We start from the raw sequence: 12,186 nt of genomic DNA on the forward strand, positions 1-12,186 counted from the left end.
CCGCGCGCTCGGATCAGGCGATCGATCCGTCTGTAGACACGACAAATTACGATTTTATTTCCAGTCCCGTCATAGCGTGTAGGATAGAATATTGATAGATACACAATCATCTGCCGATCGATTTATGTTACCACCCTCGATATTACGATTGTGCTGGAACGACTGACGATCGATAGTCTCGATTTGCGGCCGAAACTCATTATCGCCTTTCTCCTCGTCGCCGCGCTCGTCGTCATCACCGGCGCGGTCGGCTATACCGCAGTTGCCACCGTCGACGAAGAGGCACATCGCATCGCGGCGGACAGCGAAAAGATGGATTCAGCGGCGAAACTGATTGTGGCCGTCGAGCGGCAGCAGGGTGCGATACAGGCCGGCCAACTCGGTGAGGAGACGGCACGGCAGCAGTTCGAAGACGCGAATGAACAGTTCGAAGCACAGGCACAGCGACTCGAAGAGGCTGAATTGACCTCGGAGCAGGAAGAACAGTTCACAACGCTCAGATCACAACACGAGAGATACAACACGCTCGGCACTGAGTTCTTCGAGGCGAAAGCATCAGGCGAGACGGCACTCGCCCAAGAGAAAGCCGACGAGATGGACTCCGTCGGGTCACAGATGGAAGTCGCGGCAAGCGCGATCGAAGAATCGGCACAGGCGGACGTACAGTCCCAGATAGCGATCGCCGATCGCACGACGCGGCTTGCGCAACTGGAGATCGTCGGACTCACTATCGGCGCTTTCCTCGTCGCCATCGTCGTCGGACTGTTCGTCGCCAGACGCATCGTGGCTCCCGTCACCCAACTCTCGGAAGCGGCCATCGCGGCCAGTAACGGCGATCTCGATACTGAGGTCGAAGCGCACGCCGAGAACGACGAGCTGGGGCGGATGGTCGACGCGTTCACCGAGATGCAGGCGAACCTCAACGAGACCTTCGACGAACTCGACGCCGTCAGTACTGGGCTCAAAACCGGGCAGTTCGACCACGACGTCGACGCGTCACAACCGGGGCAGTACGGGACCGTGTTGCAGAATTTCCAGGCGGGGACCGATCAACTGTCTGAGAGCTTCGGACAAATCAGGAGGGCGAGCGACGGGCTCAGCGCCGGCGACTTCGACAGACGGCTCCAGACCGACTACCCCGGACAGTACGGCGCTACCCTCCGGGACCTCGACGAGGGTATCGAGCAGATGAGCGAGAGTGTCAGCGCCGTGCAGCAGATCGCCGACGACGTGGCCGCGTCCAGCGAAGAGGTCGCGGGCAGCACCGCAGAGATCGAGCAGGCAAGTGCGGAAGTCGCCGACTCGGTCGAAGAGATCTCTCACGGCGCGGACGAGCAAAGCGAGAACTTGCAGGAGGTCGCCGGCGAAATGAACGATATGTCTGCGACCGTACAGGAAATTGCCTCCTCCGCAGAAGCGGTTACCGAGACAGCGAGGACCGCCGTCGAGCGGAGCGAAACGGGCCAAACGTACGCCGCAACGGCCACCGAAGAGATCGAAGCGATCGAGGCGCAGGCAACCGAGACCACCGCGCACGTGGAGACGCTCGACGAGCGGATGGACGAGATCGGCGAGATCGTCGGGATGATCACGGGGATCGCTGAGCAGACGAATATGCTCGCGTTGAACGCCTCGATCGAGGCCGCGCGTGCGGGGGAGGCCGGTGAAGGGTTCGCCGTCGTCGCCAACGAGATCAAAGCGCTCGCCGGAGACGTCGCCGATGCGACAGACGAGATCGAACAGCGGATCACGGCGATTCAGGCGACGACTATCGAGACTGTCGAGGGGATGGAGACGATGAGCGAACGCGTCGAGCGCGGCGCTGCAACCATCGAGGACGCGATCGAGATGTTCGACGATATCGCGTCCGCGGTCGGAGACGCAGAGTCCGGCATCCAGGAGATCAGCGACGCGACGGACGATCAGGCTGCCTCCACAGAGGAGGTGGTCGCGATGGCGGACGAAGTCTCGAGTGTGAGCCGACAGACCGCTGCGGAAGCGAGCAACGTCTCTGCCGCCACGGAGGAACAGACGGCGTCGCTCTCGGAAGTCGCCGAAACCGTCGAAAACCTCTCGCAGCTCTCAGAGACGCTCCACGACCAGGTTTCGATGTTCGAGATCCGTGACGGGGTGTCGGATCTGGACCACCGCGTCTCTACGCCTGCAAACCAGGCGTCGGTCCAGGCCGACGGCGGGGGTCGCCCCGCACCGGACGATGAGAGCGACCCGCCCGGAGGACACAGACGAAGATGAGCACCGGGACCCCACCGAATGCGGTACAGCGACGGAGCGACGCACTCGAACGAGTATCCGACGGCGTCGTGGCGTTGGACCAGGACCTCAGGTACACCTACGTCAACACGCGAGCGACGGAACTCCTCGACACCGACGCCGACTCCCTCCTCGGGGAGCACGTCTGGGAGGCCTTTCCGAGCACTCGGGGGACGAAGGCACAGGATGCCATCGAGCGGGCGATCGAAACCGACCAGCGGACGTCGTTCGAGCGGTACAACGATCAGTTAGCGAAGTGGTGGAAGGTCAGAGTCCACCCGGATCAGACGGGGGTGACGATCGTCTTCAGCGACATCACAGAACAGAAAGAGCGGCTGTACGAACTGGAACGTAAAGACACCCTGTTCCAGAACGCGCAGGATGGACTGTTCGTCATCGATGTCGAAGACGGAGGAGAGACGTTCCGTGTCAACCAGGTCAACCCGGCATACGAGCACATCACCGGGATATCGGCCGAGGAACTCCAGGGGAGAACGATACGCGAGATCACCGACGAGGAAGACAGCGCGGCCGTTCGCGAGCGGTACGCGGACTGCGTGCGCGGACGAACGCCCCGCACGTACGAGGAGCACCTCGCGGGGTTCGACAGCGGGTCGTGGTGGGAGACCAGCATCGCGCCGGTGATCGTCGATGACGAGGTGACGCAGATCGTCGGATCGACCCGGAACGTCACAGAGCAAAAAGAGCGCGAGCAGCGCCTGCAGAAGTTCGAACAGATGATCGAGCACACCGGGCACGCTGTCCTCTTCACTGGCGTGGACGGGGAGATCGAGTACGCGAATCCCGAGTTCGAGGAGCTAACCGGCTACACGGCTGCTGAGGTACGCGGGAAGACGCCCCACGTGCTGAGTTCCGGGGCACACGACGATGCGTTCTTCGCCGACCTGTGGGAGACCGTACTCGATGGGAAGGTCTGGAGCGGCGAGATCGAGAACGAACGGAAGGACGGCACGCAGTTCGTCGCCACCCACACGATCGCGCCGGTGATGGACGAATCGGGATCGGTGACCCACTTCGTGGCGATCTACGAGGACATCACCGATCGGAAGGAACGCGAAGAGGAACTCCGACGAAAGACGCGAGCGCTCGATACGGCGCCAATCGGCATCACGATCACGGAGCCCTCACAGGAGGATAACCCGATGACCTACGTGAACGAGAAGTTCACCGAGATCACCGGATACGAGCGCGAAGCGGCCGTCAGCCGGAACTGTCGGCTCCTGCAGGGCCCGGAGACCGATGCGGAGCAGGTCGCGAAACTTCGTGACGCGATCGACGAAGCCCGAGAGACAGAACTCACGCTCCGGAACTATCGGGCGGACGGGACCGCATTCTGGAACCGGTTGTCGATCGCCCCGGTGCGAGCCGAAGATGGCACACTGGAGAGTTTCGTCGGATTCCAGAAGGACGTCACCGAGGAGAAAGAGCAGGCCAGACGCCTGGAAACGCACGAACTTCTCGTGCAGACGATGGACGAAGAGGCGGTGCTCGTCGACAGCGACAAGCGGATTCGGTTCGCTAACGAGGCGGCGACCGACTTCGCCGACGTGCCGGTGCAGGCCGCCGAGGGACTCCCGGTTCGCTCCGTCGTCGAAGCAGTAGCCGCACCGGACGAGGACCCGCAGCGGTTTTTGGACGTGATCGACGCGGTGCTGTACAGCGTCGAACCCGACTCCGGTGAACGGTTGGCAGATCCCGACGGGACGGAGACGGTGAGTCTGGAGTTCGATCTCTACATTGAATCGATCGGGAAGATACACACCGAGCAGCGGCTCGTGCCGGTGGAACTCGAGGACGGTGAGCGTGGCGTTGCGGTGATCTCTCGGGACATCACGCAGCGACGGGAGCGAGAACAGGAGATACAGACCCATCTGGTACAGGCCCAGGAGATCGGCAATATGGGCAGTTGGGGACTCGAAATCGGCAAGAGCGAACTGCAGTGGTCCGACGAATGCTATCGGATCTTCGGGCTTGAACCCGGGACGCCGATGACCTACGAACGGTTCTTGGAACTGGTCCACCCCGAAGATCGAGCCGCGGTGGACGACGCGTGGAACGAGGCGCTCATCGACGGCAGCTACGACATCGAACATCGAATCATCGTGGACGGCGAGACACGGTGGGTGCAGGAGACCGGCGAGATCGAATTCAGCGTCGACGGAGAGCCAGAGGTCGGGATCGGCGTCGTGCGCGACATCACGAACCGGGTTCGACAGACCCGTGAGATACGGGCGCAGAAGCGACGCTACGAATCGTTATTCAACAGCGTCAGCGGCGCCGTCGTCGTGACAGATCCCGACGGGTGCATCACGACGTACAACCCCGGCTTCGTCGACCTCTTTGGGTACGAAAGCGAAGACATCGAAGGCTGCCATCTCAGTACGATCACCGACGAGCAGGCGGCCGTAGAGCGCTTGCTCGAAGAGACAGACGTCCCCAGCGAATCGCGTCTCGTCAACTATCGGAAGAACTCCGGGCAGGTGTTCACGGGAGAGTCACGGAGTTCGTCGCTTCGGACGCACAACGACACTATCAGTGGCTACGTCGTCCATATTGTGGACGTATCCGAAGCACAGGAGAACCGAGAGCAACTGCAAGTGCTCAGTCGGATTCTCCGTCACAACGTCAAGAACGATATGAACGTGATCCAGGGACGCGCAGAACTGATCGAAGCACGCGGATCACCCGCGGTACGAGCCGACGTGGAGAAGATACTTGAAAAGAGTCGCAACTTCGTCGAGATGGCCGAGCACCAACACAGAATCACCGAACTACTGACTGAGACCGCTGAAACAGTGACGGTGGACGTCGCGTCGACCACGAGACGGGTCGTCTCGGATCTGCAAACGCAGTACTCTGAGGCGGTGCTACAGACCGACCTGACCACCGAATGTCAGGCGAAAACCCCGAGTGAGATCGGTGAGGCGGTCCGGGAGCTGGTCCAGAACGCGATTGTCCATTCCGACCAGGAACAGCCGATCGTCGACATCCAGCTTCAGTGTACCGAGACAATGGCCGAGATCAAGATACGCGACGATGGACCGGGAATTCCCAAACAGGAATGGGATGTGCTGACGGTGGACGGAGAGATCAGTGCCCTGAACCATGGAACGGGACTCGGCCTCTGGTTCGTTAATCAGGTTGTCCGCCGTTCGAACGGAGGGCTGTCGTTCGATGAAAACGACTCGGGAGGAACGACCGTAACGGTCCGTCTTCCAACCAGCTAAGAGGCCGCGGCGATGAGCGACTGAGATCGATCACCCGAGCGCGAGACGGGTAGGCGCCCAAGCGATAAGCGTTCTCCGAGTCTCAACGGTAGCGATCGTAAGTCGAGTGACTCGGCACTAGTGGTGGTGAGTCGTTTCGCGCTACTAGGTGACGTCGCCGCTGGAATCCTCAGCACAGGATAGTACGAGCTGTCGGTGACTCACAGGAGCAACGCTCAGAAACGTAAGAGTCGTTGGTGACTTTGCGTATCCGACTGAGCAACTCACAGCACGTGGTTGGACCACCACCACCGGCGACTTCCAGACGAGGGATTCCCGTATTTTTTCGATCCTTGAGGACGCTGACCGCGGGACCAAGGTCGATTGACCCGACTCAACGACAGCGAATCGGTACCCCTGTCGAGAAACGCGGAGAGGGGCGAAACCCGGGGCGAGGAGCGCTCGTTGTTCGGCGTGACGGAATTGCTATGACGCAGTGATGATCACTAATTTATCTAATTTAGTGGTAAAATTTCTCTACAGTTAATATTATTTATCTTTTGAGTTCGGCCGATCCAGGGGATCGCGTGATGCCACAGCTTCAATATAACTGTGTTTTATCAAAAATCGCGGTATTTTAGCGAAAAGGTGCAATAATAGCAGTATAATAGTCCGGTAAATTCGGGGTCGGGTTAAGACCGGGATTGTAGTACATCCCGAACGCATTTTCCATTATCTCACTTATATATGATTATAGATGATAATTTTGGACGTCTATCGGATACGATCGCGGTGGACGGTGTCGCTCGGGGATCGAACAATATGTATAACACTTGTACTCTTGTTATTGGAGGGCTCAGTGGGTTGCTAGCCGCGTGTCAACAGAACGGAATGGGAGGCCGACGGGCCGACGCTGTCCCATTCGGCGACGACGAATCCGTCTCTCGACCGATAGCTGACGTCTGTAGTCGTATACAGGCGTATCGAGACAGCAAACGGTCGAAACAAGGCCCACCGTATGATTCACGATGACAGAATAGCGTATGGCACTGTGTCGCAATGACTCACTGGATATTTGGATCGTTGAGGTTCAGTTCGACGACGTTGACCGACTGGCGAAGCAGTTCCGGCATCTCCTCTCGTAGCCTGTCGTCTTTCATCCGGTGGACAGGCCCGGCAATACTCAGCGCACCGATCGGTGTCCCGTCCTGCAGCAGGATCGGTTTGCCGACCGATCGCATCCCCTCGCGAAACTCCTCCATATCGAACGCCAGGCCCCGTTCGCGGATCGTCTCCAACTGGTCGTAGAGTTCAGCCCGGTCGGTGATCGTATTCGAACTCTGCGCGGGGAGCCCGTGCGTGTCGATGATCGCGTCGACGTCTTCCTCGGGAAGGTGCGCCAAGATCGATTTCCCGGTCGCAGAGCAGTGAAGGTAGGTTCGTGCACCGGCTATCGCAGGGTACTCGATGTCCTGGCTGCCCTGGCCGATGTCGAGGTAGATCCCACGTCCGTGTTCTTCGGTGAGCAGCGTGATCAACTCCCCCGACTCCGCAGCCAGTTTCTGCACCTCCGACGTGGCGAAGTTGTACAGCGTCGACCGGTGTCGGACCCGTTCACCGAACTTGAGGAAGCGAAGTCCCAGCTGATATTGGTTTCCGTTTTGCACGACATACTCAAGCTGTTTGAGAGTTGTCAGGTGATTGTGGACGACGCTCTGTGGTCGGTCGAGATGGGCGGCGAGTTCGGTGACGCGAGCGCCGTTCAACTCGTCTAGCGCCTGGATGATGGAATTGGTCGTTTCGAGGGCGTTTACCCGGATTCCGGTGTCGTCTGTCATCGGTACGCTATCGCACAACTCGGAGGGAGAAAAGTATTGTTCTGCGATACCGAATACCAGTTCTCGACGTTCGACGTCGCGTCGAATGTCAGGCGACGTTGCGACGACTCGGGACAGCCCCCTCCTGCAGGACGAGTTGATCGAGAAGCTCGCGGTAGAGACGGTTCTTGAGCGATTCGGCGTCCTCGTCGTCCCAGAGGTTGTGCAGTTCCGCTGGGTCTTCGTGCAGATCGAACAGTTCGCCGTAGTCCTGCTCGGGATACACTGTGAGCTTGTACCGGTCGTTGATCAGCGTGCGCGGCCAGATGCCCAGGTAGTCTTCGTCGGTCTCGACGACGGTCGACCGGTCTCGGGGATCGGCCTCGCCCGTGAGCAGGGGGACCAGCGATTCGCCCGGCCACGTCTCTGGCCCGTTTCGATACGACGGTTCGTAGACCGCGTGGGGCGATGTGACGCCGCAGAGGTCCAGCATCGTAGGCAGCAGATCCTCGTGACTCGTCACCGTCTCGACACGCTTGCCCGCCTGGAACTCACCGGGCCAGCTCCAGATCATCGGCACGCGAAGCAGTCCCTCGAACTGGAAGGGACCCTTCCGGATCATCCAGTGATCACCCATCATCTCGCCGTGGTCCGACAGGAAGATCACGATCGTGTCCTCTCGGAGTCCGTTCCGCTCCAGCGCGTCGACGACGCGACCGACCTCGTGGTCGAGGTAACTGACCATCCCGTAGGTGACGGCGATGATCTCTTTGATCGCCTCCGCTTGGACCTCCGGGCCCGGATCGGTGTAGAGTCCCTGTAACTGGAAGAAGTCGCCCTCGTACACGTCGCGATAGAACTCCGGGAGCGCGTCGAATTCCGCCTCACTCCGCGTGGGTAACTCGACGTCGTCGGGGTCGTACATCGAACCCCACGGCTCGGGGGCGGCATACGGGTTGTGTGGATCGGGGTAGGAACACCACAGGAAGAACGGATCGTCGTCTTCGTCCTGCTCGTTCAGGAACTCGATACTGCGGTCGCTGATCCAGTGGTTGTAGTGCGCCTCCGCCGGAAGCGACCACTCTCTGAGTACTTGGAAGGTATCCCCGCGGACGTTGTCTGGGTGGTCGAAGGAGATCCGCTCGTAGGCGTCAGGATGGTTCGTTTGCAGCCACCGCTTGTATTCGCCGTAGATCTCGTTGACGTGGCCGCCGGTGAAGTCGGTCGTCTCGAATCCGTAGAAGGGCTCGGGAAGTGCAGAGAGAAGGCCTGATTCCCACACTTCGCGAGCTTCGGGGAACTCCGCAGGGTCGAACGACAGGTCGTCGTAAGCGGTCGCGTCGACGGTTTCGAACATCTCCCCGAGGCGTGCTGTGAGTTCTTCGGCAAACGCCTCCCAGTCGGCCTCGGAGAGTTCGTCGGTCGGCCACCCGGAGACGGCCTCCGCGGCGGCCTCCTGAAAGAGCAGCGCGCCGTCGGACCACTTCGGCACGTGAATCCGTTCGAGCGTCTGCAAGAGGAGATTGTCACCGCGGTTCGAGAACCCCTCGTGGGATCCCACGGACTCCCGTCCCGCAGCGAGGTCCTCGGGGCACTCGAGGAGGTCACGGAGGACCTCGTCGAGGACCTGGCCGAGTCGCTCGCCGAACTCGGTCTCCGCGCGCTCGGAGAGTTCCGCCGCGATGTGTGAAACCTGCTGGGGGGCCGGAAGCGTGTAGAGATGAAGGTGGAGTTTTCCGGCCGCGTGCGTCCGGTAGCCCGCATCCGAGAGTTGCTGCGGAATGTTCGGGAGGCTCTCGCGAAGGTGGACGCCGTTAGATCGGACCCCGTGCCGATGCGGGTTCCGCCCGGTGAACATCGTGGCGCGGGCGGGCATACACATCGGGTTGTTCGTGTAGGTCCGGTCGAACGAGACGCCAGATTCAGCCAGCGCGTTGATGTTCGGCGTATCGACGACGTCGTTTCCGTTGCACTCGAGGTGGTCGTATCGCAACTGATCGGCGACGAAACACACCACGTTCGGGGTGCTATTGCTAGTCATACACATCACCGACTCCCTTGGGGTGTCAAATAAACCTTTTCCAAGGACGGGGACGCTCTCCGGCAGACCGCGGCGGGTGCAACCGACCGAGACCGGTCGTGTCCGCCGGAGAGCCTCAGGGTGAGTTCGCTCGGTGTCGGGGCGAATCCGATCCGTATCGGGTCTCGCGACTGCCCGAGTGAGTCACAGTTCGGGGTCGTCGAGGTTCACGTAGACGCTCTTGGTGCGCTGGTAGTGCTCTAAGGCTTCGAGGCCCAGGTCCTTCCCGAAGCCCGAGCGTTTGAAGCCGCCGTACGGGGCATCCGGCAGGATCGGTCCGTACTCGTTGACGTACACCAGCCCGGCATCCAGATCGTCGGCGGTCTGATGGACCAGCGAGGTGCGCTCAGTCCCGATACCCGCGGCGAGTCCATACTGCGTGTCGTTCGCCAGTTCGATCGCCTCGTCGTAGTCCTCGAACGTCTGGATGGTCTGGACCGGCCCGAAGATCTCCTCGCTCCCGATCGTCATCTCGTTACTCACGCCACCGAACACGGTTGGCTCGACGTACCAGCCGTCGGAGAGGTCCGCGTCGTCCGGTGTCCCGCCGCCGGTGAGCAGTTCGGCTTCCGCTTTCCCGGTCTCGATGTACTCCATCACGGTCTCGAACTGACTACCGGACGTCAGCGGGCCCATCGTCGTCTCCTCGGAGAGCGGATCCCCGAGCACGTACGACTCGGCCTGCTCGACGAATCGGTCGGTGAACTCCTCGGCCACCGACTCGTGGACGATGGCCCGCGAGAAGGCGTCGCAGATCTCCCCGGTACTGTAGAAGATACCGTCTGCGACGGCCTCAACGACTTTGTCGAGATCGGCATCGGGGAAGACGACGAACGGGGACTTGCCGCCGAGTTCGAGCGTCACCGGCGCGACTCGGTCGGCCGCCGCGCGCATCACGCCGCTGCCGACGTTCGTACTCCCGGTGAACGAGACCTTCCGGACGTCGTCGTGTTCGGCGATCGCCTGCCCGACTTCGCTGCCCGAACCCGGGACGACGTTGAGCACGCCGTCGGGGAAGATTCCCGCCGAGAGCTGCGCCGCCCGGATCGTCGAGAGCGGGGTGTCGTTCGCGGGCTTGAGGACGCACGCGTTCCCGGCAGCCAGCGCGGGGCCGAGTTTCCACGCGGCCGCCCACAGCGGGTAGTTCCAGGGCACGATCTGTCCGACGACGCCGTAGGGTTCCTGCGTCGTGTAGAGGTGGAGGTCCTCGCCGCCGGGGATCTCACTACCGCGTTGCGCCCGGCAGGCAGAGGCATAAAACTCCAGCGTGTCGATCGCACCCTCGACCTCGCCCCGGGCCTGTGAGATCGGCTTCCCGCAATCCAGACACTCGAGCAGCGTGAGTTCCTCGGTGTGGTCGTCTAAGACCTCGGCCCACTCGAACAGCCGGGCCGACCGCTCGCGCACGGTCATCGACTCCCACTCCCGATCGAACGCGGTCCACGCGGCGTCGACTGCGGTATCGACGCCAGCCGAGTCACTGAGAGGGATGTCGACGATGGGGCGTCCGATTACGGGGTCCTCGACGCTCCGCTCTGCCCCCGCTGTGTGTCGCTCACCGTCGATCCACGCACCGAACGCGATGTCGCTCGTTGCCTCGTCGTGTTTCGCGCGGTGTCTCTCGATGAGGGTACCATCGTCTGTGTGGGCATCGCTCATAGTCGCATTCCTGAATCTGCGTATAAAAAACTTCGCCCGAGAGCGACCACCGGCCGGTAACGAAGCAGTAATATTTTCTTCTACATTCTCATTTTTACAATGACTTCCAGAAGTGGCGGACGGATGCCCCAGTATAGCCACGACTACCCACTGTGTCGGACGACGAACGGCGATGAACGGAGCGCGATACGATGAGCCTCGGCGAATACACGCTCTCGTTCCCAATCTCAGTCGAGTTCGGGAACGGAACGAGCGAGCGGACCGGCGACGTGATCGACGCGAAGGGATGGGAGAGTGCCCTCGTGGTCACCGACCAGGGAATCAGAGACGCTGGCATCGTCGACGGCGTCGAGGCCTCGCTCGAAGCCGCAGGGATCGAGTACGCGGTCTACGACGAGGTCGAGCCCAATCCGACGACGGAGATGGTCGCCGACGCCTTGGAGACGCTCACCGCCGGCGGCTTTGACGTCGTCGTCGCGGTCGGCGGGGGCAGCGTCATCGACACGGCGAAGTGCGCGACGCTGCTGAAGACGAACGACGGGCCCCTTCCGGAGTACGAGGTGAACACGCCTGAAGACGTGACAGCCGGCAGTATCGAGAACCACACCCATCCGCTGATCACGATTCCGACGACGGCCGGGACCGGGAGCGAGGTGGACTACTGGGCGGTGATCACCGCTCCGGACCGTGAGTTCAAGATGGCGATCGGCCAACCGCCCCTGTACCCGGACGGCCCGTATCTCGGTGCCGACGTATCGCTCGTCGATCCGGAACTGACGGCGTCGCTCCCGCCGCGACAGACCGCCGCCACGGGATTCGACGCGTTCTCACACGCCCTGGAAAACCACGTCGCGGCGGGCGCGCCCGAACTGGTCAAGCCCTACACGCGGCACGTGATGGGGCTCGTCCCGGAGCACCTCCCAGACGCCTACGAAACGGGCGCGATGGAGGCCCGCGAACAGCTCCTGTTCGGGTCGCATATGGCGGGCTTCTGTGAGAACTTCGCCGGATTCGGAGCGATCCACTCGCTGGCGGAGGTGACCGGGGGAATGTATCCGGAGATTCCGCACGGCGAGGCGATCGCCGTGTTCACGCCGCCGGTGATGCGGTACAACCTCGAAGAATACCCCGC

6 protein-coding genes are annotated in these 12,186 nt (G+C 61.4%); 3 read left to right on the forward strand and 3 right to left on the reverse strand.

Annotated elements, in window-relative coordinates:
• Nucleotides 1–150: 150 nt before the first annotated feature.
• Together BLU74_RS13410 and BLU74_RS13415 are read left to right on the forward strand one after the other, a co-directional pair.
• On the forward strand, nt 151–2,253 hold the full coding sequence (locus BLU74_RS13410) for a HAMP domain-containing methyl-accepting chemotaxis protein (protein WP_089768158.1): 2,103 nt from the start codon (nt 151–153) through the stop codon (nt 2,251–2,253).
• Nucleotides 2,250–5,519 (forward strand): PAS domain S-box protein, encoded by a 3,270-nt coding sequence (locus BLU74_RS13415; protein ID WP_089768161.1) that lies wholly within the window; start codon nt 2,250–2,252, stop codon nt 5,517–5,519. The genes BLU74_RS13410 and BLU74_RS13415 overlap by 4 nt, the downstream gene beginning before the upstream one ends.
• Before the next feature lie 1,043 nt (nt 5,520–6,562).
• On the opposite strand, the gene BLU74_RS13420 is transcribed toward BLU74_RS13415, so the two are convergent.
• From BLU74_RS13420 to BLU74_RS13430, 3 genes are all read right to left on the reverse strand, one after another.
• Entirely contained in the window at nt 6,563–7,336 is a 774-nt protein-coding gene (locus BLU74_RS13420; RefSeq protein WP_089768163.1) for an IclR family transcriptional regulator, read from the reverse strand.
• Nucleotides 7,337–7,424: 88 nt separating this feature from the next.
• On the reverse strand, nt 7,425–9,356 hold the full coding sequence (locus BLU74_RS13425; protein ID WP_089768166.1) for a sulfatase-like hydrolase/transferase: 1,932 nt from the start codon (nt 9,354–9,356) through the stop codon (nt 7,425–7,427).
• A gap of 183 nt (nt 9,357–9,539) precedes the next feature.
• On the reverse strand, nt 9,540–11,054 hold the full coding sequence (locus BLU74_RS13430) for an aldehyde dehydrogenase family protein (protein WP_089768168.1): 1,515 nt from the start codon (nt 11,052–11,054) through the stop codon (nt 9,540–9,542).
• Between the two features lie 191 nt (nt 11,055–11,245).
• Between BLU74_RS13430 and BLU74_RS13435 the strand changes: the two genes are divergently transcribed.
• A partial coding sequence (locus BLU74_RS13435; RefSeq protein ID WP_089768170.1) for an iron-containing alcohol dehydrogenase occupies nt 11,246–12,186 on the forward strand: 941 nt, incomplete at its 3' end.

Source organism: Halobellus clavatus (assembly GCF_900107195.1).
GTDB lineage: Archaea > Halobacteriota > Halobacteria > Halobacteriales > Haloferacaceae > Haloquadratum > Haloquadratum clavatum.

Bases quoted from the DNA above. Each gene is read 5' to 3' on its own strand.
- BLU74_RS13415 (WP_089768161.1), top strand. From the start codon at position 2,250: ATGAGCACCGGGACCCCACCGAATGCGGTACAGCGACGGAGCGACGCA.
- BLU74_RS13425 (WP_089768166.1), bottom strand. From the start codon at position 9,356: ATGACTAGCAATAGCACCCCGAACGTGGTGTGTTTCGTCGCCGATCAG.
- BLU74_RS13420 (WP_089768163.1), bottom strand. From the start codon at position 7,336: ATGACAGACGACACCGGAATCCGGGTAAACGCCCTCGAAACGACCAAT.
- BLU74_RS13430 (WP_089768168.1), bottom strand. From the start codon at position 11,054: ATGAGCGATGCCCACACAGACGATGGTACCCTCATCGAGAGACACCGC.